Consider the following 24,356-nt stretch of genomic DNA (forward strand, 5'->3'; position numbering starts at 1 on the left):
CCAACGAGCTAATTTAATTAAAAAGGCTGTCTAAAATCACTTTTTAGGCAGCCTTTTTATTTGATGCCATTAGAAATAAATTCCTAATGCACATTTGCGTTAATATCAGCAACTATAAACGAAGTGTCGAAACCTCCAAATGACTTCATATAACTCCTTATTGAAGTCCCATAAGCATCTCTGAAATATCTTTTTCCGTTACTTTTAAAATATCTTTTTACTGAACCTACTCCCCCCAAATGTGCAGCGGCCAAGATACCAGATTCAGTAACCTTGATGCCGTTCATTATGGTGCCATCATATTTCTCGATCACCTCTTTTAGCTCCCATTTATTTTTTGCCAAAAGTGCAATAAATGCTTTTTCTTGTATTTTAGGACTATTCAAAAACAAGGTACTATCGTGAACGCCAACAGATTTCAGTGTCTCCATACCAAACTGGTATTTACCCATATAACCCAGCGAATTGATTTTTTTGTATTCCCCTTCAGATTCCATCAAGGCAATTGCTTCTTTGTAACCAACAAAGAACTTCCCCGTAAAAGGAACATTTAAATCTATATAATCATTTTGTTTTTGAGATGGAAATAAGTAGTCTGTTCCATCGGTTTCATTGGTAAGAAACCATTGGTTGGAATCTAAATTGGAGGGTTTAAAACCCGAGCTTAAAAAAGCTATAATAATAGTCAAACTTGAATAAAAAGACCATTTCTTTATCATAAATTGTTTTTCTTCAAAACGCTGTCCCGTTAAGAAATTTCTACGTGCAAATATACAATAAAAATAATAGCGCTGAAAATCAAGCAGTTAAACTTTACTAAAAATACAATGCGTAAAATTGAAATCCGCTGTGAGGCGAGTATTCAACCGTTGGCGCTGGAATTTTTACCGTATTCAAAACAGAAAATATGGTTTTCAATAAATGGGATTTAGTCTTAATTTTTGTCAAATCGATATCAAAACTTAAGTAGAATTGTCTGAATCTTTGTGTATTTGGAGTCAAAAATAGAGTCTCATTTTGCTTATTTCCGGTAATCATTCCTTCGGCGCCATAACCCAATGCGAGATTCAACCATTTTGGAATTTTTGAACCTTTTGAAAAAGAATATAAATTAACAGATAACCAATAGGTTTGTCCATTATAATCTTTTAGGATCTGTTCGGTTATTGTATTTCCTAATACATCCGGTCTGTAGCTTGCATATTGCGTCGTATGAAAAGAGAATTTAGGCGTGATGCGTTGTTCGTTCCAAATTAATTCCTGCGAAACATACAAAGCCGTCCCTGAAGCATTGGCAACCACGTCCCCCATTGACGCTCCCCATTGTGAAGAAAATCCATCCAAAACTTCCACGGCAGTTAGAAATGCAAATCCTAAACCAGCACCATAAATTAACTGTTTTTGCTTACTGGCTCCACTCCATCGCAACATTTCGCTTCCGGCTCTGCCGATATGATAGGACGAAAAAAGATGTCCCGCTTTATCCATTTGCAACCATTCGGAATTGTCATTTATAAAATGAAAACTGGATCTGGGATAATCGGCATACCAAAGTTGGTTTAAGCCTATCAACGTTCCCGAAACCAATATAGTTTCGGAAATGATTACTGTATTTTGTCTTTTTTTATTTAAGGAATCCGAAGGTTTTAAGAAATTATCAATTGGGTTTTGAGCAAAAACAGAATGGAAAACTACCAGAAATAAAAAATAGATTAGCTTTTTATATTTCAAAGTTATCTTTTTACGCCTTGACTGTTTATCCAATCGGAATATTTCTTGGCATTTTTATTATGCTCTGCCAAAGTAGCGGCAAACTCATGATAGCCAAAACGATCTACACTTGCACAAAAATAGATAAAATTATTTTTTTCAGGATTCAGTACGGCATCAAGTGCCGTAATGTCGGGCATGGCTATTGGACCTGGCGGAAGACCCAAATTAACATACGTATTATAAGGCGATTTTATGAGCAAATCTTTATAAAAAACCCTTTTGATTACCTGGTCAAAATCATTTGAATTCTTTTTAATCGCATAAATCACCGTTGGATCTGCCTGGAGAGGCATTTGCAATCTTAAACGGTTTAAATACGCTCCTGCTATGCGAGGACGTTCGTCTTTTTTTACCGATTCTTTGTGCACTATCGAAGCCAAAATGGTAGCCTCGATTGGTGTCAATCCTTGTTCTGCTGCTTTTTCGGTACGTTCTTTGTTCCAAAAATTGCGATATTCCTTAATCATTTTATCCCGAAATTTTTCGGCCGAAGTATTCCAATAAATTTCATAGGTATTGGGAATAAACATCACCAAGACATTTTCTTCGGTAAAACCGTTTTCTTTCAGGAAAATAGAGTCTTTGAAAGATGCCAATAATGATAGGCTATCCGCTTCAATTTGAGATCCAACTCGCCCAGCAAAATTTTCTAACCGCTCTTGATTGTTGAAGGCCAAATTCACGGGAATATTCATTCTTAAGGCTTTTACCAAATCGTAACTGTTCATCCCTTTGGTGAATAAAAACCGTCCTGGTTTTACGTTTTCAGGATAACTTCTTTTGTTGGCGACCATTTCAAAACGATCCCTATTTTTAACAAAAGGCTCAATGATTTTTTTGACTTCTTCATAATTAGTTCCTGTTGGAACGTAAACAAAGACTTCATTTTGCTCGAATTTTGTGTTATCAGCAAAAATTTGTCGTGCCAAAATAAATCCGTAAATGATTAAACCAGATATTAAAACGACAGATGCTATTGTTATGATTTTTTTTAAGTTCAAAATATGAATTTTTAAAATTGCTACGCCAGTTCGCTGACGCTCGTGTGATTGATAATTAATTGAAAAATGGCTTCGTCTTTATAAACTCCGTTCACCAGATTCCAGTCCTTTTTTGTTCCAATAATTTGAAATCCAAATTTAGTAAAAAGAACTTTACTTGCCACATTTTCCGTTCCAATATTTGCATACAATTGATGCAAATTTAAATGATGAAAAGCATACTGAATCAAAAGCTGCAAAGCTTCGGAACCAATATTCTGGTTTCTATTTTCGTTTCCTTGAATCACAATACCGACTCCTGCCCTATTATTCTTTGGATCAAAATCAAACAAGTCGATTAATCCTATTGCCGGAAAATCCCGGTCTTGGCAAATCGCCAATCGCAATTGCTTGGCTTCATAAATATCCTGATGGGCATTTTCGAGATATTGCTTTACCAAAAAACGACTGTAAGGCGTTTGCGTATTGCTGACTTCCCAAATGCTTTGGTCGTTTTCCATAGCATAAACAAACTCCAAATCATTGGGTTCGAGTGCTCGGAGGTAAATATTTTCGCCTTTTAGTGTTATCATTTTATTTAATTACGAATTTGAAATCTATACTTAAACTTGTTTTGGATTTACTTTGCAAATAAAAAAACATTGAAAATCAATAACTTACACTGCTTTTGGATTTACTTTGCAAATAAGAAATCAAAATATTTATGCATAATATGGAATATATGTTGCGTATTTCCTTGATGTTATTTCAGGGTCTGAAAGTTTAATCAATCCTGCTTCAAAAGTATCAGATATAATTCTTGAAGCAACAGATGAACTATTCTTATCAATACCAAACCGTTCTCGAACAGATTGATTGTTTAATTCTTTTCTGTCTTCAAAAACCAAACAAGCGTGTTGATAACAAGCACTTATTTTTTCAGTTTTTGACATTTCTTTTAATTCTTTGGGTGGAAACAAAATTACCTTTGTGTGTGATTCACTTTTTTCGAATTTAACTGCTGGCAATTTTCTTTCCTCAATTGCTTCAATTGCTCTGTCAATTCCGCTTCCCCTTCTTTCACATATTCCCAACAAAAGCATTGTTTGAGCAAGAATTTCATTTCTGGATCTTGGTGGCATATCCAATAATCGATTTACATCATTTAATGGTGCTCCAGGATTTGTAATAACAAATCTGTTCGAAAAAATCTCGATTGTTATTGGCATCCCGTCAATAGCAAAATCTTGATGTATTAACGCGTTTGCAATAAACTCTCTAATAGCAACTTTGGGATAAATAGGTACATCTTTTCTAATTCCTTCTATAATTTCAGTTTTTGGTAATTGCTTTAAAATATAATTTATCAATCCTTCAAAACCTGCAGCATATCCAAAAACTCCATTTTTCTCATTCTCTAATTCTCTGTTATTGCTACCTACATAATGACGAACAATTACATTTCTTCCAGTTAATTCTGGATAATCATTGATGTCATTAGCAAATAAGATGGCCCCTAAATTTGTTATGCTCCAAGAAACATTTTTTTTATTTATAAATTTATATTCAACAAGAGTATTCAATATTGCATCTGTATTTTTGGGAGTATTTTTATCTAAAAGCTCAAAAAGCTTTTGAAAATTTAATTTTTTTAAAACTTCTGATTCAGATAAATTTTCGAGTGCACTTATTTCTTCAAATGGTATGCCTCTTGATTGTGAGATTAAAATTTGAACTTGCTTTTTTGTCATTTTTACTGTTTGACCTGCAGAACGTGTATAACAATTATACAAATCATTTCCACGCAAATGAGCAGGTTTCTCAAACTGTTCTGGTATATGTATAAAAAGCAAATGAAATCCACTAAACTCCATTATACTATGTTCTAAGACAATAGCTGTGCTTAAATTATTTTTTGCAATATTACCTAATAAAGTAACAGTTTTATCAGCTTCTTCTTGTGAAATTGAAAATAAACTTCCATCATTATTCACACCATAAACCAAAAGCCCTCCTCCTTGTAAATTGGCAAAGGCACAAATGTGTTGTGCTAATCTATCGGTTTTTGAAGACAATCCACTTTTCCAGTCCAGTTCATTTAATTCAATTGGAACTGGAAACAAACTATCTTTCAATATTTTTAAAGCCTTTTCTTTCCAAGTTTCCATAATTATTGCTTTTTCAAGACCATTTAACCAAATCTATAATTATTTCTTTACAATTAATTGTATTGACTTAATTTTTTAAATCTATAACTCCAAATCATTGGGTTCTAATGCTCGGAGGTAGATATTGTCGCCTTTTAGTGTTATCATTTGTTGATTTAGATTTGAGGTGCCAAATTGGCTCCTCAAGTTGCAAAGTTCTATTTTTTAATTACAAAACCATTCACAAGGAAATATGCCTGTAGGTTCAACTTTAAGAAATAGTTTGTATTTATTAGTATGCTTATCTTTTTTATAGACATACAAATATTTAGCACATTTTTTCTTAGCAATTGAATCTCCAGCCTCAACACCTTCATTCTCCCTTATATCATAATTCCAAATATCAACTTCATTTTCATTCTTATATAATATCAATGATTTTGTTGGACTTACATTTATTTTAGAAATAACAAAATTATAAGAAATCACACTTTCTTCTCTTGATTTAAAAAAAAGATTTCCAAATGAATATAAAACAACTAATACGAAAAAAATTAAAGGCCAGTATTTTTTTAAAAATATTTTCATAATTCGCAATTAAATTTGAATTTCTCCTTTAAACACAAACTCTGCTGGACCTTTCAAGAAAACATTGGTAAACTTCCCTTCCTTTTTGTCAAAAGAAACTTCTAATTTTCCGCCTTCCACGTTCAAATGGATTGAGACGGCATTGGTTTTTCCGGTTGCATTCATCGCAATGGCAACGGCAGTTGCGCCGGTTCCGCAGGAAAGCGTTTCGTCTTCCACGCCTCGTTCATAGGTGCGAAGGGAAAAAGTATCCGCGTCAATTTGTTTCACAAAATTGATATTGCTTCCTTCTTTTCCGTATAATTGGCCGTATCTGATTTTAGCTCCGTTTTCTTTTATATTATAATTTTCCAAGTCTTCTACCAATTGCACATGATGTGGCGAACCCGTGTTTAGAAACACATAATCAGGATTGGTTTTTACCGTGGAAACATCAATCATTTGCAAGGAAACCAATCCGTTTTCGTCAATTGTGGCGTGATGTAAACCATCTGTGGCGATAAAAGTACAGCTGTTGTTGATGACGTTCAGCTTTTTGGCGAAAGCCACTAAACACCTGCCGCCATTGCCACACATAGAGCTTTGGTTTCCATCGGAATTATAATAGACCATTTTAAAATCGGTTGTCATTGCGAGTCCCGAAAGCATTCGGGACGAAGCAACCTCATCATTTTCCAATAAAATAAGTCCGTCTCCACCTATTCCGAAACGTCTGTCGCATAAATGCGCTATGAGTTGAACATTTTCCTTTGGAAAAAAAGCCGAACGATTGTCAATCATTACAAAATCGTTTCCTGTTCCTTGGTATTTATAGAATTCTAATTGCATTATAGTATCGTATTAAGAGTTACAAAAATACAAATATTGCAACTACTCGACTCCATAAACATTCAATTAATTTTTGCCACAAAGGCGCAAAGGCGCAAAGTTCTAATTAAAAGAGCCTTCTATTTAGTCACAAATTTATCAGAATGATTACTTTGTCTCTTTTGTAATTTGTTTTTTCTTTGCGACTTTGTGACTTCGTGGCAATTTCATTTGTTTTTTAGGGGTAAATCACCTGAATCACCAAATATTAATGATACGTTAAAGATTGTTAAACGAGCGTTAAACTCCTTCTTTGAAATATCAAAATTAATAACTTTACGTTGTAACTTCTTAAATAACGAAACAATTATGAAATGAGCATAACGGAAATGTTGTCCCAACACCCAAGCCAATATGCGACCCGAGTCCCGATAATTATCGGGACGAACAGGCGAAGCAATTCCATATTCCATTAAAAAACAAATATTATATACGTATGAAACGATTTTCAAACCTTTTTTTGGTGTCATTGTTAAGCGGTGTCATTACACTTGGCGCCTACAAGTTATTATTTGACAATAACGGCTATTTTTCAAACAACAAAAACCCAGTCGTAACTGTAGCTTCCAATTCGTATGGAAGGCAAGTGGGATTATCTGCGGCGCCCGTCGATTTTACCGAAGCCGCCGAAAAAACAATCCATACGGTGGTTCACGTAAAAAATGTTTCCCGCAAAACCATTTCAAATCCAATTTTGGAATATTTTTATGGCTATAAAGGAGAACAACAACAAGAACAAATCGGAACCGGTTCAGGTGTTATCATTTCTGAAGATGGTTATATCGTAACCAATAATCACGTGATAAAAGACGCTTCGGAAATCGAAATCACATTAAACAACAAAAAATCCTATACGGCAAAACTCATTGGAACCGATTCAAAAATGGACATTGCCTTGTTAAAAATTGATGCGGATGAAAAATTGCCTTATACGGCTTTTGCCAATTCTGATTCGGTGAAAATTGGCGAATGGGTGCTGGCGGTTGGAAATCCATACAACCTAACGTCGACCGTGACAGCGGGAATAATTTCGGCGAAAGCCAGAAACCTGGACACCAGCGGAATTCAATCCTTCATACAAACCGACGCCGCCGTGAATCCCGGAAATAGCGGTGGTGCATTGGTAAACACCCGTGGCGAATTAATTGGAATCAACACCATGATTTCGTCAATGACGGGTTCTTATGTGGGCTATTCTTTCGCGGTTCCTTCGAACATTGCCCGCAAAATAATTGAGGATTTAATGGAATTCGGGAATGTACAAAGAGGAGTTTTAGGTGTTGAGGGAGGTGAATTGAATGATTCAGCTTCAAAAGAATTGGGTGTTCCTGAAACGGAAGGTTTTTATATTCAAAAAGTGTCTAAAAATTCTGGAGCCGAAAAATCAGGCTTAGAAAAGGGAGATATCATTACCAAACTGGACGACCAAAACATTGCCACTTTTGCTGATCTTTCCGGTTATATCAACACCAAGAGACCTAAGGATAAGGTGCAAGTCACCTTTATTAGAGACGGAAAAAACGAGGTTGTTCCCGTAATTTTGAGCAAAAACGAGTTCTTCAGCACTGAATTTAAAGGACTGGAATTGGAGAATATCGATGCTGCCGACAAGAAGAAATTTCGCCTGGATTATGGCGTGAAAATCAAATCTATTACCAATGAAAATCTGAAGCAATATCAGAAAGAACTTATGGGAAATATTATCGTAAGTATCGATAACATGAAAGCGAAAGATCTTGATACGGTTTCTAAAATCTTCAATAATAAAGAGGAAAATCAAAGCATTCGAATGGAAATGATCAACAAAAAAGGGCAAATCATTCAAATAATAATTTAAAATAAAAAAACTAACCGCAAATTCGCAAATTAAATGCATCAAATCTGCAACAATAATTTGCGAATTTGCGGTAAATATTTATTCTGTTTAAATAGGCAAAACAGTGGTGCTTTTTACTTCAGAAATGATAAAAAAGCTACTGATTAAAGAAACTCCGGGTAAAACTGATAATTTTTTTTGGTGAAAATGATGGTAACTTTCCATATCGGGCAACACGATTTTGAGCATATAATCAAAACTTCCCGAAATAAAATTACATTCGACCACTTCCGGCATATTCAAAATCGATTGATTGAATCCTTCCGAAACTTCATAGGTTTGTTTAACAAGCGTAACTTGGCAATAAACCATAAGGTTCTTGCCTAATTTCTTTTTATTCAAAATCGAAACATATTTCTCGATAATGCCCTCTTTTTCCAAACGTTTCACGCGGTCATGCACCGGCGTAAGCGAAAGGTTTATTTTATCGGCAATATTCTTCAATGTCATGTGAGCATCTACTTGAAGAAGACGCAGAATTTTTTTGTCGGTTTCGTCTAAAATCATGGTTCAAATAGGATTAAATGAGTATTTTCCAAGATTAAAAATCAGATTTTTTTTCGTTTTAGAATTAAAAAAAAGATTCTTTTTGGAAAAATTTTATGTAAAAATACCAAATAAAATGAATATTTTCTTAGTTTAATACCATACAACACAATAATTTCTTTATGTATTACATTTGTGTGTAATTTACCCACTAACAATTAAACTTACTATTATGATAATTGGAGTTCCTAAAGAAATCAAAAATAACGAAAATCGTGTAGCGCTTACGCCTGCCGGTGTAGCCGAATTCAAAAAGCATGGACATATCGTATATGTGCAAAAAAGCGCTGGAGAAAATAGTGGTTTCAGTGATGAAGCTTACAAAGAAGCCGGAGCCGAACTATTGCCAACAATTGAAGCAGTTTATGAAATTGCCGAAATGATTATCAAGGTAAAAGAGCCTATCGCTTCAGAATATCCGCTTATCAAAAAAGACCAATTATTATTTACTTATTTCCACTTTGCTTCTGGGGAAGAATTGACTCACGCCATGATGGAACGTGAAGCCGTTTGTTTGGCGTATGAAACCGTTGAGAAATCAGACCGCAGTTTGCCATTATTAGTACCAATGTCAGAAGTGGCTGGTCGTATGGCGATTCAGGAAGGCGCAAAGTATTTAGAGAAACCGCTAAAAGGAAAAGGTATTCTTTTGGGAGGTGTTCCGGGAGTTCCTCCAGCAAAAGTAGTCGTTTTAGGTGGTGGAATCGTAGGAACCCAAGCCGCAAAAATGGCCGCTGGTTTTGGTGCTCAAGTAACAATTATGGATGTAAGTTTGCCTCGTTTGCGTTATTTGTCAGATATGATGCCAGCAAATGTAACTACTCTTATGTCTAACCATTATAATGTTCGCGAAGCAATTGCTCAAGCTGATTTGGTTATTGGAGCTGTTTTGATTCCTGGTGCCAAAGCGCCACACTTAATCACACGTGATATGTTGAAATTGATGGGTCCGGGAACTGTTGTTGTGGATGTGGCGGTTGACCAAGGAGGTTGCATCGAAACTTGTACCCCTACAACCCACGAAAACCCAACCTTTATTATTGATGATATTGTACATTATTGCGTAGCCAATATGCCCGGTGCCGTTCCTTATACTTCTACACTTGCCTTGACCAATGCTACTTTGCCTTATGCCCTGCAATTGGCCAACAAAGGATGGAAAAAAGCGTGTAATGAAAATGAAGACTTGAAAAAAGGATTGAATATTGCCAATGGCAAAATTGTCTATAAAGGAGTTGCTGATGCCTGGGGATTGCCTTTCAATGAGGTAGAAACCGTGTTGCAAGAGCTAGTTAACTAGAAGAAAGAATTATTTTAATTTATAACAGAAAATCCGTCCCGATAAATCGAGACGGATTTTTTTATTTGGAGCTAATCCTGCTATACGTACAGTCCAAACCATATTATTTGAAGGATCCAGCCAATGTTATTACTTTGCACGTAGACATTTTCTATAATTATACCGCTAGTTATTTCAAATTAGTCCAATAATCCCGATATCTATCGGAATTAATTTTGAAGTGGAGCGTGGCGAAGTTTTGGGCATTATTGGCAAAAATGGTGCAGGAAAATCGACGTTCTTAAAAATAGTATCCAAGGTGACCGCACCCACCACGGGCAGCATAAAATCACGAGGACGCATTGCTTCCTTGCTCGAAGTTTGTGACAAATTGATATATCTGAATTAATTAAAACCTTTTTTTGTAAATTTGTATTATGAAAGACACTTTAGATAAAGGGCTTGATTTTGTTATTGATAAACTAACCAATTCAATTGAAAATGTGGTTACTGGAGACAGTTTTGCAACTGATATTTCTCTATTGATCTTTAACGATTTAAAAGCAATTACCAAAAGGAATAAATGGCTTTTTGACTGGAAAGCAGAATTTGCAAGACCTGAAAGAGATGTTTATAAACTTACGATTGTAAATAATGCTACAATTATTCAAGGATTGGTAAGTTTAGAAGTGAAAATAGACCACGTTTATATGCATTTGGTAGAAAGTTCGCCGTTTAATAAAGGAAATGAGAAAGTTTATTCTGGAGTTCCTGGAAATTTAGTGGCTTATGCTTATAAACTTTCCTTTCAACGTGGACACGAAGGAAATGTATCTTTTATATCAAAAACCCAACTCGTCGAACATTACGAAAAAACACTTGGAGCATTTCATTTTGGGGGACGTATTATGATTATTGAAACCCAATCAGCACTGAAACTAATTAATAAGTATTTTAAAAATCAATAAGAGGGATTGCCAACCACATAATAATTGTCAATTTAAAAATAGAAATGATGCGTAAGATAAAAAAAATAGAATTAGAAGTAGATTTCATCGGAGGAGAAGTTTCATTGACAATAGAAGAAGAGAAAGCCTTAAGTGCCTTTTTTAAACAACGAAAATTGATTTTGTCTAATCCAGAAATAAAAAAAGTGGTGCGAAAAACGAAACAGAAAAACACGGCTAAATAACAGTGTTCAGATTTCAAACGCCTAACAGATAACAGATAACCCATAATCTACAACAGATTGCCGCGCTTCACTGCGTTGCGCTCGCAATGACAGCCATGAACAAAGACATTATCCTCAAAGCCGAAAACAATAAATTTTTAAAAATCAGTTTAATCAGGGGCTATCAACATAACTCGAAGCTGCTAAACTAATGTAATCTATATAAAAGCAAAGCGTCTTTAAGAAAAAAACAAAAACTATGATTCTATGTGTTTAAAAAAACCGATAACCAAAAACCGACAACAAATTATTTAAATGTTGTACAACGAACAAACAATAACAATGGCAATTTCAATAACAATTTCATAACCCATAACTCATAACCCATAACCCATAACTCATAACCTCCCTTGAAAGACATCATCCTCAAAGCCGAAAACATTTCCAGAGCCATACCCCCTCAGGCAAGTGGGCGGGAACGTTGGGTTATGGTCCCCTCATAAACTTCGTCAATACGGTTTTTATTTTCGTCAAATAATTCAAAATAAATTTCCATCTTGTTCCATTATTAGTTAACTTTGCTTTATGAAAAAAATAAGAGAAATCATTTTTTACGAAAACCACTTTGAAAATTTCTTTAATGAACAAACCGAGAAAGTGAAAAGTAAAATTGATGAAGTTCTTTTTCTAATAACAATAATTGAAAGAGTTCCAAAAAAATTCTTGCAGCATCTGGAAGGAAGTGAAGGATTATATGAAGTTAGAGTAGCTCTTGGCAGTAATATTTTTCGTGTTTTTTGCTGTTTTGATGAAGGGCGTTTGATAGTGTTATTCAATGGATTTCAGAAAAAAACTCAAAAGACGCCAAAAGCGGAACTTGAAAAAGCAGAAAAATTAAAAGCGGAATATTTTAATCAAAAAAAATGAAAATGAAAACAGATAATAAAAAAACAACCACTTTTGAACAACATCTTGACAAACGCTATGGCGAAGTGGGTTCCATTCAACGTGCTGAATTTGAAATTAAAGCAAAAGCTTTTGCAATTGGTGAAATAATAAAAGAGGAAAGACTTTTAGCGCATTTAACACAAGAACAACTTGCTGAAAAAACAGGCACCAAAAAAAGTTTTATTTCCAGAATAGAAAACGGACATAGTGATATTCAACTCTCCACTTTATACCGTCTTTTAGAAATTGGTCTGGGGAAAAAAATAGCATTTTCAATTGAATAAAATAAAGGAAAATCTTGAGTTTTGTTAAAACTAAAGGTCGTTATAATTTGTATAAAAAAAGTATAATGAAAACGTATAAAAGAACACCCAATCAAACTAAAATAATTGAAGGAATGGATAAAGTTTATGAAAAGCTGATCGAATTCAAAAAGAAAATGAATAGCGAATTAGTGATTCTAAAAGACAATAAAATAGTTAGAATAAAACCTTAATATCTGTTTAATCCATTAAATGTGTGGTTTATAGGTCAATTTCAATAGCAATGACAAATTCAATGGCAATTTCAAAACCTATAACCCATAACTCATAACTCATAACCCATAACTCATAACTCATAAAGAACAACAGATTGCTTCGTCCCTCGCAATGACCACTATGAATAAAGACATCATCCTTAAAGCCGAAAACAATGAATCTTTAAAAATCAGTTTAATCAGGGGCAACATAACTCGAAGCTGCTAAGCTAATGTAATCTATATAAAAGCAAAGCGTCTTGAAGAAAAAAACAAAAACTATGATTCTATGTGTTTAAAAAAAATTAAAAACACTTAACACTCAAAAACCAATTTGAAAGACATCATCCTCAAAGCCGAAAACATCTCCGGTGCCATACTGCCTCGGACAGGTAGGAACGGTAGCCTGTCTTGAGCGAAGTCGAAAGGCTCAGCCACGACCTCAACCGTTCTGTCCTGATAGTCCCGATAGTCCCGATAGTCCCGATAGCTATCGGGATCGGGATCGGGAGCACCAAGTGCGGGGCAAGGAAAACCCCTATCTAAAAATAGGCGACACGAACGACCGAAGCACCAAAGGCACGAGCGACTATGTTTGGGTACTCCAAGTTCCGATAGCTATCGGAATTAATTTTGAAGTGGAGCGTGGCGAAGTCTTGGGCATCAAAAAAACACATTATACCGCTAGTTATTTCAAATTAGTCCAATAAAAATTGAACTAAATGAAATATACAGCGGCATTATACTAGAACTATTGGACTAAAATATATTAACTATTGGTATTACTTACAGCAAAGAATTAAAATAATAGTGATTATCTTTGTTTGATAAATTATTTAAGTAGTAAAAACGATATAATGTCGTGTTTTACTTTTAAATAAATTTCGATAATTATTTGAAAAACAAACAATTAAGTTGTTTTAATAATACGACAACAAATCGTTTCAATTACTTAGATATGCCAAAACTATACGAATATTTAGGAATAATTTTGTTTTTTTATTCCAACGAACACGAACCTATTCACGTTCACGCTAAAAAAGGAGAATTTGAAAGTAAAGCAACATTTTGTATAGAAAATGGAGTAATAACAGAAATCAAAATAGTAAACGTTAAAGGTAGAAAACCATTAGTAAACAAAGAATAAAAAGACTTTGAAGCATTTTTAGAAGTCTATTCAGAAAAAATAGTCGAAAAATGGATTGCCTATTTTGTATATCATAAGGAAATTGAATTTGAAAAAATAACGAAAAAACTATAATCAGATGAAAATTACAGTTATTAATACAGACACTTATTTAGATAAACCATTAACAATAATTAGTGCTAAAAAACTTGGCAATTATCACATTTTAATTGAATTTAATGATGGTGTAGAAAAATTTGTTGATTTTTCCGATTTTTTATCAAAATCACAACATCAATCTATAAAAAAATATTTAGACGAAACACTTTTTGGTTCGTTTAAAATTATAGATGGCAATCTAAACTGGAATGATTATGATATGATTTTTCCAATAGCCGATTTATACAACGGGAAAATTTAATTTTCCTATCTTGAAATGGTAAAAAAAAAGACACATTACTTATCACTAAGCAAAACTAATTTGCTAGATGATATTGTTTTATTAAACCCCGAATGACATTTCCTAATCAAAAGTTAACAACTCAATAATCTACAACAGATTGCCGCGCTTCACTGCGTTGCGCTCGCAATGACTAATAATGAGTAAAGACATCATCCTTAAAGCCGAAAACATCTCCAAGCAATACCGCCTCGGGCAGGTAGGCACGGGTACGTTGCAACACGACCTGAACCGCTGGTGGCATCAAGTGCGGGGTAAGGAAAACCCCTATCTCAAAATAGGCGACCCGAGCTTGCGAACTGGCGAAGCATACCAATGACCGAAGCACTAAAGGCACGAGCGATTACGTTTGGGTACTCCAAGACATTAATTTTGAGGTGGAAAGTATCCAGACACTAAAAGTAAAGTTTAAAATGTAATATTAATTAATAAGGGAAAGGTTTAATAATAAATTCAATGAAAAATCAAATCCATAAAGTATTAAAAAAACTGGGTTACAAAATTTCAAATATATCCAAAAAGGAGAAATCCATTAAAGATCTAGTGCGAAGTTTTGCGGTTACAAACGACACGCATAATTTAGTTATTAGTTCAGCTGCTTACTTATTTGAAATCAAGAAACATTTCCCGGAATTAGTTCTGGAAAGTCATAAAGAAGGTGTTTTGGCCAGTTTTAACGGATTACAATTATATGTAGAAACTTCAGAAGAATTTTTCATACTTAAGGAAGTATTTATTGAAAAGGATTATAATTTATTGTCTAATGAAAGCTTCGTTGTTTTTGATATAGGGATGAACATTGGCATTAGTTCCTTGTTTTTTGGATTAAAAAAAAATGTAGAAAAAATATATTCTTTTGAACCTGTGTTGCCAACATATAATCAGGCGCTTTATAATTTGGAATTAAATAAAACCTATTCTAATAAAATTGAAGCCTTCAATTTCGGGTTGGGCGGTTTCACCCGAATAGAGAAAGTACTTTACAATTCACAAGCAAAAGGCAATTGTGGTATAAGGCTGGATTTAAGTCTGGTTATAGATAGATATAATGCAGAAGAAATTGAAATAAACATAAAAAATGTGAGCGAAGTGCTTCCTGATTTGCTGGCCAAACATTCTGGCCAAAAAAAGGTCTTAAAAATAGATTGTGAAGGGGCAGAATATGAGATCATCCAAAAATTAAATGATGCTAATTTATTGGTTGACATCGATGCATTGTTAATCGAATGGCATGATAAAGGAGCCGCAATACTGGAAGGGATATTGACAGCCAATAATTTCAGAATAATCTCGAGGCATTTGACTCCAATCACGGGGATGATTTATGCGTTTAAAAAATAAAAAAGATAAGTTTTTCGCTTATGCAAATACCTAAAGTCTCCATCATCGTTCCCTGCTACAACCAAGCCCAATACTTGGACGAAGCCTTGCAATCGCTATACGACCAAACGTATACTGATTGGGAATGTTTCGTTGTCAATGACGGCAGTCCCGATCATACCGAAGAAATTGCACGAAAATGGGAGGCTAAAGACCCTCGTTTTATCTATATTTACAAGGAAAATGGAGGAGTCAGCAGTGCCAGAAATTTGGGGATAGAAAAAGCTAAAGGAGAATTCATCCTAACCTTGGATGCAGATGACCAATACGAAGCCACTTTTATTGAAAAGGCATTAACAGTGCTACTCAATAATGACAAAGTGGGTATCGTGAGTAGTTGGGGTAGGTATTTTACTAACGACAAACAATTGCAAATATATAAATCTATAGGTAAATCAGTTGCTGATTTTTTGTTTTATAATGCAGCAATTGGAACATCATTGTTCCGGAAAGAATGTTGGCAGCAAGTGGGCGGATATGATGAAAATCCAGCCAATGGTTATGAAGATTGGGAGTTTTATTTGCGAGTATGTGCATTAGGATGGAAAGTATATATAATCGAAGAAGTATTGTTTTTATACAGACAAAACATCGGTTCCAGAAGCGCGGGGATGAATCTGAAACATAATGAGACACAAAAATATATTTACATCAAGAACAAGGAAATTTATTGTGCCCATTATGAAGAGTTGATAGACCAGTTCTTAACGGCTTCTGATTTAGAGAAAAAAGAGATCAATAAATTTAAAAACACGATTGACTATAAATTAGGCGCAGCACTATTAAAACCCTTAAGGAGCATAAAATGGTTTTTTTTAAAACTTTTTAAATAATAAAGAAAACCAGCTATCAATGTCAATGACAATTTAAAAAGCCAATAACCTTATAATCCATTACCAAACCTTATAATGCCTTATATGGTTTAAAAAAGTAGAAGATAAAGGTTACCATATAAGATATATAAGTTCATATAAGAAAAAAATAAAATAACTTTGTGCCTCCACGTCTTCGCGGCAAAAAAAACACTCCAATTGAAAGACATCATCCTCAAAGCCGAAAACATCTCCAAGCAATACCGCCTCGGGCAGGTAGGTACTGGTACGTTGCAACACGACTTGAATCGCTGGTGGCATCAAGTGCGAGGTAAGGAAAACCCTTACTTGAAAATAGGCGATACCAATGACCGTGCTACAAAAGGCGAAAGCGATTATGTTTGGGCATTGCAGGACATTAATTTTGAGGTAGAACGTGGCGAAGTTTTAGGTATTATAGGCAAAAACGGAGCAGGAAAATCTACTTTATTGAAGATACTTTCCAAGGTTACCGCACCAACAACTGGGAGTATAAAATCTCGAGGGCGCATCGCTTCCTTGCTTGAAGTGGGTACGGGATTCAACCCCGAGTTGACCGGCAAGGAAAATATTTACCTGAACGGCGCCATCCTGGGAATGACAAAAAAAGAAATAACTAGCAAGATTGACGAAATCATTGATTTCTCAGGCTGTGTGCGCTATATAGACACGCCAGTAAAACGCTACAGCAGCGGAATGACGGTGCGACTTGCCTTTGCCGTGGCAGCCTTCCTCGAACCGGAAATCTTGGTAATTGACGAGGTGCTGGCCGTGGGTGATGCCGAGTTTCAGAAAAAAGCCATTGGCAAGATGCAGGATATTTCGCGTCAAGGAGGAAAAACGGTTTTGTTTGTGAGCCATAATATGGCGGCGGTGAAGCAATTGTGTACAAGAGGGATTTTGCTGGAAAACGGGAAAGTGGCTTTTGTAGGAGGAATTGATGAGAATATTTCAAGATATTATATGTCGAGCTATGATAGTTTTGATAATGGGATTCTTGGGGTTTATGAATTGCAAAATCATAGAGATAAAAAGTCTAGATATGGCTTACTCAAAGCGGAATTGTTTTGTGATGGGAAATTGAGCGATACCATTTATACGGGTTCTAAATTTGTATTAAAATTATATTTTGAATCATCTAGAGATTTTTTTGAAGGAGAAATTGGAATAGTAATCAAAGATTCAGATCAAATATCTTACATTGGAATTAATAATAAACATATTGGCAATAGTATTGTTGTGAAAGAAGGAAAAGGAAAAGCGGAAATTGTCATTGATGATTTTCCTTTATTTGCATTAGGGGATTATTGGATAAACCTTTATTTTGGTGACCAAGGGCCTAATTATGAATCATTAGAAAATGTTATTAAATTTAAAATAATTGGCGAAGATGTTTTTGGTTCAGGTAGAAAATTAGACATTGCTTGGAATAAAATCGTTCATAAAAAAATAACTATAGAAACAATATGATCTATTTAAAAAACTGGTCGTTATTAATTTTAATAAAAATTTCAAATAAATTTGGTAGAGGATTTTTTCTAAAAAAGAGGATTTTTTCAAGTCAAAGTGTTTTAGAAAAAAATTTTCCAAAAATGAAAAGTTTTAATTTTATTCAAGTTGGGGCTAATGATGGAATTAGTTTTGATTTTTTGTATGATTTTATAATTCAAAGAAATTCAGAGGGAATTGTTTTAGAACCCGTCAAAGAATATTTTGATGAATTGACGCAAAACTATAAAGATTTTCCTAAAATTATTAAGATAAATAAAGCGGTACATTCTTCACAAAAGAGTGTTGTAATTAGTAGGATTTCTCCAAATGCAGTTAAAAAATATCCCGATTGGGTAAAAGGTATCGCCTCATTAGATGCTGAACATCATAAAAAAACAGGTATTGATAGTAGCGATATTATTAAAGAGGAAGTGACGGCTGATACTCTTACAAATATTATTAATCAAAATTTATTAAATAAGAAGCTAGATTATTTTCAGGTTGATTCGGAGGGATTTGATTACGAAGTTATAAAAATGATTGATTTTAATATTATTAGACCTAACGTTATAAAATATGAATCTGTTAATTTGAGTGATGAGGATCAAAATGCCTTGGAATTGTTATTAAAAAAACAAAGTTATTTTATCTTTAAAGAATCGGGAGATGGTGTTGGTGTTGATTTAAAAAAAATAAAATTATATTAATGATTCCAAAAGTCATTCATTATTGTTGGTATGGTGGCAAAAAAAAACCAAAACTGACTAGGGATTGTATTAAATCTTGGGAATTTCATTTGCCAGAGTATGAAATTATAGAGTGGAATGAAAAAAATTCGGATTTAACTCCGTCATTTGTAAAAGAAGCTTATAAATTAAAAAAATGGGCTTTTGTTGCAGATTTTATTAGGCTGAAAGTGTTGTATGAAAATGGAGGAATATATCTTGATACAGATATGATGGTAGTAAAATCATTTGATGAGTTGTTGAGTAATGAATGCTTTTTTGGAGCAGAAGACAGGGAATTTATAAGTTGTGGAATAATTGGGTCAAAAAAAAATGATGTATTTATAAAGGAATGTCTATCAAAATATGAGACAATAAATGTATACAATGAAATAAACTGGGGTCAAATAACAATCCCTAGAATTATTACAGATACTTTCAGGAAAAACTATAATTTCTTAATGCCTTTTGACAAAAAAATAGAACAGGATAGAATTGTAATTTATCCATTTAGTTATTTCTATCCATTACCCTATGGGAACAAAGAAGATGTAAACAATTATAAAAAATATATAACTATTGATAGTTTTGCTGTTCACTTATGGAATAGTTCGTGGATTGAATATAGTGAATTTCATTATTTAAGAAATGGTCAATATGTGTTAGGTTTAAAGATAACTTTAAAAAATATTTTGACACAAAAAAAAATAGATATTTCATATTTAAGGAAAATAGCATCTTGCGTTAAAGAATCATTAATTAAAAAAGGTTGAAAAGTTTAGTCTCCATAATAGTTCCCTGCTACAATCAAGCCCAATACTTGGATGAAGCATTACAATCGGTATTGGATCAAATTCATACAAATTGGGAATGTATTATAGTGAATGACGGTTCTCCTGATAATACTGCCGAAATTGCAAATACTTGGATAGAAAAAGACAGCCGGTTTATCTATTTATTTCAGGAAAACAGAGGATTGAGCAGTGCGAGAAATCTGGGATTGGAAAAGGCAAAGGGAGGTTATATCCAGTTTTTGGATTCAGATGATTTCATAGATAAAAGGAAATTAGAACTGTCATTGCAGCAATTGATTTCGGCTAAAAACAAAGGTGTAAAAGTTGCCATTTCTAATTTTAGGATGTTTATTAATGATCCTGCTAACACATCCGTTCCTTACTGTAATTTGAGCAATCAATGGTTTAATTTTGAGAGTTTACTTTATCAATGGGAAGAAACGTTTACCATCCCAATTCATTGTGGTCTTTTTGCATCATCATTATTTGAGAGTTTTAGATTCCCTGAAAACTTAAAAGCCAAGGAAGATTGGGTTATGTGGGTAAGTATATTTCAGAAGGATTGCAAAGCGATTTTTATAGATGAACCTTTGGCTCTTTATAGAAGAAATCCGGATAGTATAACAGCGACAAAAGACATGCTTTCTGATTTTATAAGAGCCTATGAGTATTTTAAACGGATACTTTCTGATGAGGAGTTTAATAAACTATCACTAGTTTTAATTTCAAGATATTATGGGGCTACAATTTATTTCAAAACAAAAATGAGTGATGTTAAACTGTCCAACACCCATAAAGTTGGAAATTTTATAAAGAAATTTCTAAGAAAACTGGGAATTTTAAAACCATCTAAATGGGTATTAAAAAAAATGTTAAAATCGAATGGTGTCTCTAAATACTTTTAAACCCAATCAAAAGATAATATGCTAGCGATAGTAATCCCATACTACAAACACACTTTCTTTGAAGAAACCTTGTTGTCGTTATCCAATCAAACGGATAAGAGATTCAAAGTCTATATAGGCGATGATGCCAGTCCTGAAGACCCAACGGATTTATTGGAAAAATATCGAGGAAAATTTGATTTTGTGTACCATCGATTTGATAGTAATTTGGGAGGGATTTCATTAACTCAACAATGGGAGCGTTGTATTTCGCTTTCAGCTAACGAAGAATGGATTATGATTTTGGGAGACGATGATTATTTGAGTGATACTGTGGTGGAACAATTTTACATCCATTTACCAGAGTTCCTCTCTAAGACCAATGTGGTGCGTTTTGCATCACGAACAATAGTTGAACCGGAAAAATTTAAAGCCCGTATTTGTGAAAATCCGGTTTGGGAAAGTGCCACGGATTCTTTTTATAGAAAATTTAAAATGATAACCAGGAGTTCTCTTTCCGAATATGTATTTTTAAAAGGCGTTTATAAAAAACATGGCTTTTATGATTATCCCTTGGCATGGAATAGTGACGACAGAGCTTGGTTAGACTTTTCAGAAGACAAACCTATTTATTCCATAAATGAGGGTTTAGTTTGCGTTAGACTGTCAAATCTTAATATTACTGGAAAGAAGGATAATTTTGAATTAAAAAATGCCTCTTCGGTAGCCTTTTATAAATATTTGATTCAACAAAAAATTAAATATTTCAATAAATACGAAAGGATAAAGATAATCAGGAAATACCACTATGAATTAAAAAATAGTAAGTCACTAGATAATAAGGATTGGGGATTTTTAATCAAGAATTATGTATCGAACATAAATATTCCGGTAATTAAGGGATTTCTGAAAAAATATTTTTAATTTGATAATTGACTCAATTTCCAGACTATTGTGAATATTCTGTCATTTTATTAAAACCATATAGAATTATTAATTAAAAAAAATGAAGCCAAAAGTAAGTATCATTATGGCGACCTATAATAGAGCGCATTTTATAGTAGAGACACTCCTGTCTATTCAAAATCAAACCTTTGTAGATTGGGAATGTTTGATTGTCGATGATGGCGGGACTGACAGCACTAGAGATACTATCAATTCAATTCTAGAACAAGATAATAGATTTCAATATAGCAAACGTCCTGATAGCTATATAAAAGGATTGCCGGGTTGCAGGAATTACGGATTGGATTTGGCAAAAGGGGATTATATTATTTTCTTTGACGATGATGATATAGCACATCCGCAAAACCTGGAGTTGTGTGTGTTAGAATTAATTGACAATGAAATCTCTTTTTGTAGGTACATTCGAAGTGTTTTCTCAGAGGATTTTGATTATGCCTTCGATTATTCAAAAAAACATACTTCTTTTTATATTGATAAAAACGATATAGAAAGAATGTTGAAAAATGTGCTTCAGTTTAATTCTTGTTCCATAATGTGGAAGGCAGCATGTTTTGAAAATAATCGATTTGCTGAAAACTTGATGTATGCGGAGGATTGGGAATTGTACTCCAGAATAGTATCTTCAGGTTATAGAGGGGTTTCAATAGAAAAATGTTTGTTTTATGGACGAAAACACCCTAACTCGAATACAGGAGAATATGATAGAAAGAATGCAATGAGGAGAGCATCCTATGCCGAAGCAATATTGTTGGTGGTACAAAACCTGAAAGAAAAACAGTTGCTTACCTATTCTTTAAAACGTTATTTCATAGCCACAGCCTTAGACTTCGAGGAATATAATTTATTCAAAAGGATATTAAATATTTTAGAATTGCCTACTTTTGAAAAAACACAATGGCAAATTTTCTATGTCATACTGCCTTTACGATTGAAAATATATCGAGTGAAGAAAGGGATAAAAAAGAGGAGTCAATAGTGAATTTTAGAATAATCATTGAAAAGTTGCAATTTTACTAATATAATAGAATAAAAATTAATGAAGTTTTTAGTCATAGAACAAGATCTAAGAATGTCAGGAACCAGTCAAGGGATTATTTCACGCTCTTTTTTAGCGAAATTAAGAATAGCCTATCCCCATTCCATTATTGATGTAGTGTATTTTAAGCAAACCGCCAGTGAAGATAGATTGGATTTACTCCCTGTTGATTCCATAAAAGAATACATCCTCGATTTAAAAATTCCTTTTTTTACCAAATATATCAATAAATTGTATTGGAGATTGTTCCATATTTCATTGACTAAACGCCATATTCATAAAGTATATGGGACTTATATAGCAAAGGTTGACTACAACAAATATGATCATGTTTTTATTCGAAGCGCGGGAATCGATCACGAAACGATACTGGGAACCAAGGATTTACCCATTCTCAAAAAAGCCATCGTTAATTTTCATGATCCCTATCCTTTATTTTGGTATGCGGGTTCAACAACAGCATTGACTAATTTAGAGCTTTTTAAATTAAAGGAAATGTACCAAGTAGTGTCTCAGGCTAAAACTTGTATGAGCTCTGCTAGCTTAATGTCAGAAGATATGCAATCCTTATACGGTTGCCGGAAAAAATTCTATAACTTGCCTCATCAATATGTCGAAAGTGTTTTTGATTTGACGGACGTTAGTACTGTTTTAAAAAAGAATAAAAAAATAATGATTTCCTATCATGGTGCGATTATGTTTGGCAGAAATGTAGAAATAGTTTTAGATGGGTATCAAGAATTGGTAGAAAATAATATAGTATATAAAGAAAATACAGAGTTTGTTTTACGATTAAAAGGAATCAATTTAAAGAATTTGGCAGAGAGATATTCAAAAACTCCAAATATTATAATCTTGAATACTTCAAGCTTTTCCAATTCCTGTAACGAACAAATGAATGAAGCCGACATTAATATCATCTTGGAAAATGGACCGCTTTATTGTAATATTCTGGTGGGTAAAGCACCATTTCTAGCAGCAATACGAAAACCGATACTTTCCATTTCACCTGAACGAAGTGAAATGCGAAAGATAATAACAGATCCTCAATACATTGCCAGCTGCTTAGACAAAGAGGAAATCAAACAAAAACTGGAAAACCTGATTGTCAACAGGATGAATTCCGACGAAGTGGTCTATCCATTTGGGGATTATTTTGGTGATGAAAAATTTAAAGCTATGTTGGATAAAGTTTTGTTTGAATCAGATAATAATATATTAGATGAAACTACAATCGTCATATAGGATGAAATATACAATAGATAAAGCGAAAAATAGAATTAGAGAATTTATTTATAAAAGGTACAATATTAGTTTCTCTCAAGGAGGTGGGGATGATATTCAACTCAATAAACTTATTAAAGCTGAAAACCAAGGGGTTTACGTAGATATTGGATGTTGGCATCCTGTTAAGGCTTCCAATACTTATTATTTTTATTTAAGAGGATGGAAAGGAATTTGTATCGACCCCAACCCAGAATTAAAATCATTATATGATAAATATAGGCCAAAAGATAATTTTATCAATTGTGCGATTGGTCCAGAAAATAAAAATTTAACGTATTATCAATTGAATGATAATTATAGCACCATGAATACCTTGAATTATGATTTTATAAAAAAACATAATTTAGAAAATCAAATTAAGAGTACTATAAATGTTCCCATATATAATTTAAAAGATATTTTAGATAAGACTATTTTAGAAGGAGAAAGGTTAGATTTTTTTGATATTGATGTTGAAGGTTTTGATTTAGAAGTCTTAAAGTCAAATGAATGGAACAAATACAGGCCGAAAGTTATACTAATTGAAACTGACTTATCGATTCAAAATGATATAAATTCTGAAATTGTGCAATATTTAAAATCAGTTGATTATAGATTAATTGCTAAATCCATAATAAATGGTGATCTGGGTAATCTATTCTTAATTGATAATCAAAAATAATTA

The 24,356-nt window shown here is 33.5% G+C and carries 28 protein-coding genes and 3 pseudogenes; 22 read left to right on the forward strand and 9 right to left on the reverse strand.

What is annotated here, in order from left to right:
* Nucleotides 1-83 precede the first annotated feature (83 nt).
* From B2145_RS11825 to B2145_RS11860, 8 genes are all read right to left on the reverse strand, one after another.
* Complete coding sequence (locus tag B2145_RS11825; protein ID WP_291102474.1) at nucleotides 84-719, reverse strand: peptidoglycan-binding protein LysM; 636 nt, start codon at nucleotides 717-719, stop codon at nucleotides 84-86.
* A 97-nt stretch (nucleotides 720-816) separates the two neighbouring features.
* Complete coding sequence (locus tag B2145_RS11830) at nucleotides 817-1,731, reverse strand: DUF2279 domain-containing protein (protein WP_291102476.1); 915 nt, start codon at nucleotides 1,729-1,731, stop codon at nucleotides 817-819.
* Nucleotides 1,732-1,733: 2 nt separating this feature from the next.
* Nucleotides 1,734-2,774, reverse strand: coding sequence for an endolytic transglycosylase MltG (gene mltG / locus B2145_RS11835; RefSeq protein ID WP_291102477.1), 1,041 nt, complete (start codon nucleotides 2,772-2,774; stop codon nucleotides 1,734-1,736).
* 20 nt (nucleotides 2,775-2,794) lie between these two features.
* On the reverse strand, nucleotides 2,795-3,346 hold the full coding sequence (locus B2145_RS11840) for a GNAT family N-acetyltransferase (protein WP_291102479.1): 552 nt from the start codon (nucleotides 3,344-3,346) through the stop codon (nucleotides 2,795-2,797).
* A 129-nt stretch (nucleotides 3,347-3,475) separates the two neighbouring features.
* On the reverse strand, nucleotides 3,476-4,921 hold the full coding sequence (locus B2145_RS11845) for an ATP-binding protein (RefSeq protein WP_291102481.1): 1,446 nt from the start codon (nucleotides 4,919-4,921) through the stop codon (nucleotides 3,476-3,478).
* A 204-nt stretch (nucleotides 4,922-5,125) separates the two neighbouring features.
* On the reverse strand, nucleotides 5,126-5,488 hold the full coding sequence (locus tag B2145_RS11850) for a hypothetical protein (RefSeq protein WP_291102483.1): 363 nt from the start codon (nucleotides 5,486-5,488) through the stop codon (nucleotides 5,126-5,128).
* Between the two features lie 9 nt (nucleotides 5,489-5,497).
* Nucleotides 5,498-6,316: a diaminopimelate epimerase gene (dapF, locus tag B2145_RS11855; protein WP_291102486.1), complete on the reverse strand. Its 819-nt coding sequence runs from the start codon at nucleotides 6,314-6,316 to the stop codon at nucleotides 5,498-5,500.
* 206 nt (nucleotides 6,317-6,522) lie between these two features.
* Entirely contained in the window at nucleotides 6,523-6,768 is a 246-nt protein-coding gene (locus tag B2145_RS11860; RefSeq protein WP_291102489.1) for a hypothetical protein, read from the reverse strand.
* A 23-nt stretch (nucleotides 6,769-6,791) separates the two neighbouring features.
* Between B2145_RS11860 and B2145_RS11865 the strand changes: the two genes are divergently transcribed.
* Nucleotides 6,792-8,192: a trypsin-like peptidase domain-containing protein gene (locus tag B2145_RS11865; protein WP_291102491.1), complete on the forward strand. Its 1,401-nt coding sequence runs from the start codon at nucleotides 6,792-6,794 to the stop codon at nucleotides 8,190-8,192.
* Nucleotides 8,193-8,279: 87 nt separating this feature from the next.
* Here the strand turns inward: B2145_RS11865 and B2145_RS11870 are convergent, their stop codons facing one another.
* Complete coding sequence (locus B2145_RS11870) at nucleotides 8,280-8,738, reverse strand: Lrp/AsnC family transcriptional regulator (RefSeq protein WP_291102493.1); 459 nt, start codon at nucleotides 8,736-8,738, stop codon at nucleotides 8,280-8,282.
* A 211-nt stretch (nucleotides 8,739-8,949) separates the two neighbouring features.
* Here B2145_RS11870 and ald point away from each other — a divergent pair, with 211 nt between their 5' ends.
* The 21 genes and pseudogenes from ald (at nucleotide 8,950) to B2145_RS11975 (ending at nucleotide 24,353) form a co-directional block, all read left to right on the forward strand.
* Nucleotides 8,950-10,077, forward strand: coding sequence for an alanine dehydrogenase (gene ald, locus B2145_RS11875; RefSeq protein ID WP_291102495.1), 1,128 nt, complete (start codon nucleotides 8,950-8,952; stop codon nucleotides 10,075-10,077).
* Nucleotides 10,078-10,285: 208 nt separating this feature from the next.
* A pseudogene (locus B2145_RS11880) lies at nucleotides 10,286-10,438 on the forward strand (ATP-binding cassette domain-containing protein); the annotation flags it as partial.
* 55 nt (nucleotides 10,439-10,493) lie between these two features.
* Nucleotides 10,494-11,024 carry a hypothetical protein gene (locus B2145_RS11885; RefSeq protein WP_291102497.1) on the forward strand — a complete coding sequence of 177 codons (531 nt, stop codon included), beginning with the start codon at nucleotides 10,494-10,496 and terminating at the stop codon, nucleotides 11,022-11,024.
* 47 nt (nucleotides 11,025-11,071) lie between these two features.
* Nucleotides 11,072-11,248 carry a hypothetical protein gene (locus tag B2145_RS11890; RefSeq protein ID WP_291102499.1) on the forward strand — a complete coding sequence of 59 codons (177 nt, stop codon included), beginning with the start codon at nucleotides 11,072-11,074 and terminating at the stop codon, nucleotides 11,246-11,248.
* 564 nt (nucleotides 11,249-11,812) lie between these two features.
* The gene (locus tag B2145_RS11895; RefSeq protein WP_291102501.1) at nucleotides 11,813-12,154 is read left to right on the forward strand and encodes a type II toxin-antitoxin system RelE/ParE family toxin; all 342 of its coding nucleotides are present in this window, start codon (nucleotides 11,813-11,815) and stop codon (nucleotides 12,152-12,154) included.
* A 2-nt stretch (nucleotides 12,155-12,156) separates the two neighbouring features.
* A complete protein-coding gene (locus B2145_RS11900) occupies nucleotides 12,157-12,459 on the forward strand; it encodes a helix-turn-helix domain-containing protein (RefSeq protein ID WP_291102503.1) in 303 nt (100 codons plus the stop codon).
* A 65-nt stretch (nucleotides 12,460-12,524) separates the two neighbouring features.
* Nucleotides 12,525-12,671: a hypothetical protein gene (locus B2145_RS11905; protein WP_291102506.1), complete on the forward strand. Its 147-nt coding sequence runs from the start codon at nucleotides 12,525-12,527 to the stop codon at nucleotides 12,669-12,671.
* Nucleotides 12,672-13,204: 533 nt separating this feature from the next.
* A pseudogene (locus B2145_RS11910) lies at nucleotides 13,205-13,357 on the forward strand (ABC transporter ATP-binding protein); the annotation flags it as partial.
* Between the two features lie 293 nt (nucleotides 13,358-13,650).
* Nucleotides 13,651-13,839 (forward strand): DUF4160 domain-containing protein, encoded by a 189-nt coding sequence (locus B2145_RS11915; RefSeq protein ID WP_291102508.1) that lies wholly within the window; start codon nucleotides 13,651-13,653, stop codon nucleotides 13,837-13,839.
* Nucleotides 13,840-13,957: 118 nt separating this feature from the next.
* The gene (locus tag B2145_RS11920) at nucleotides 13,958-14,239 is read left to right on the forward strand and encodes a DUF2442 domain-containing protein (protein WP_291102510.1); all 282 of its coding nucleotides are present in this window, start codon (nucleotides 13,958-13,960) and stop codon (nucleotides 14,237-14,239) included.
* Nucleotides 14,240-14,417: 178 nt separating this feature from the next.
* Nucleotides 14,418-14,682, forward strand: a pseudogene (locus B2145_RS11925) (ABC transporter ATP-binding protein); the annotation flags it as partial.
* Between the two features lie 52 nt (nucleotides 14,683-14,734).
* The gene (locus B2145_RS11930; protein WP_291102512.1) at nucleotides 14,735-15,619 is read left to right on the forward strand and encodes an FkbM family methyltransferase; all 885 of its coding nucleotides are present in this window, start codon (nucleotides 14,735-14,737) and stop codon (nucleotides 15,617-15,619) included.
* Nucleotides 15,620-15,639: 20 nt separating this feature from the next.
* Complete coding sequence (locus tag B2145_RS11935; RefSeq protein ID WP_291102514.1) at nucleotides 15,640-16,491, forward strand: glycosyltransferase family 2 protein; 852 nt, start codon at nucleotides 15,640-15,642, stop codon at nucleotides 16,489-16,491.
* 198 nt (nucleotides 16,492-16,689) lie between these two features.
* On the forward strand, nucleotides 16,690-17,979 hold the full coding sequence (locus B2145_RS11940) for an ABC transporter ATP-binding protein (protein ID WP_291102516.1): 1,290 nt from the start codon (nucleotides 16,690-16,692) through the stop codon (nucleotides 17,977-17,979).
* Nucleotides 17,976-18,707, forward strand: coding sequence for an FkbM family methyltransferase (locus B2145_RS11945; RefSeq protein ID WP_291102518.1), 732 nt, complete (start codon nucleotides 17,976-17,978; stop codon nucleotides 18,705-18,707). Before B2145_RS11940 ends, B2145_RS11945 begins: the two co-directional genes overlap by 4 nt.
* A complete protein-coding gene (locus B2145_RS11950) occupies nucleotides 18,707-19,498 on the forward strand; it encodes a glycosyltransferase (protein WP_291102520.1) in 792 nt (263 codons plus the stop codon). The genes B2145_RS11945 and B2145_RS11950 overlap by 1 nt, the downstream gene beginning before the upstream one ends.
* Nucleotides 19,495-20,424: a glycosyltransferase family 2 protein gene (locus tag B2145_RS11955; RefSeq protein WP_291102523.1), complete on the forward strand. Its 930-nt coding sequence runs from the start codon at nucleotides 19,495-19,497 to the stop codon at nucleotides 20,422-20,424. The genes B2145_RS11950 and B2145_RS11955 overlap by 4 nt, the downstream gene beginning before the upstream one ends.
* Nucleotides 20,425-20,442: 18 nt before the next feature.
* Nucleotides 20,443-21,327 carry a glycosyltransferase family 2 protein gene (locus B2145_RS11960; protein WP_291102526.1) on the forward strand — a complete coding sequence of 295 codons (885 nt, stop codon included), beginning with the start codon at nucleotides 20,443-20,445 and terminating at the stop codon, nucleotides 21,325-21,327.
* Between the two features lie 82 nt (nucleotides 21,328-21,409).
* Nucleotides 21,410-22,345 carry a glycosyltransferase family 2 protein gene (locus B2145_RS11965; RefSeq protein WP_291102528.1) on the forward strand — a complete coding sequence of 312 codons (936 nt, stop codon included), beginning with the start codon at nucleotides 21,410-21,412 and terminating at the stop codon, nucleotides 22,343-22,345.
* 60 nt (nucleotides 22,346-22,405) lie between these two features.
* The gene (locus B2145_RS11970) at nucleotides 22,406-23,650 is read left to right on the forward strand and encodes a hypothetical protein (protein WP_291102530.1); all 1,245 of its coding nucleotides are present in this window, start codon (nucleotides 22,406-22,408) and stop codon (nucleotides 23,648-23,650) included.
* 1 nt (nucleotide 23,651) lies between these two features.
* On the forward strand, nucleotides 23,652-24,353 hold the full coding sequence (locus B2145_RS11975) for an FkbM family methyltransferase (RefSeq protein WP_291102533.1): 702 nt from the start codon (nucleotides 23,652-23,654) through the stop codon (nucleotides 24,351-24,353).
* Nucleotides 24,354-24,356: the final 3 nt, after the last annotated feature.

Source organism: Flavobacterium sp. UBA5153, assembly GCA_002413745.1.
Classification (GTDB): Bacteria; Bacteroidota; Bacteroidia; order Flavobacteriales; family Flavobacteriaceae; genus Flavobacterium.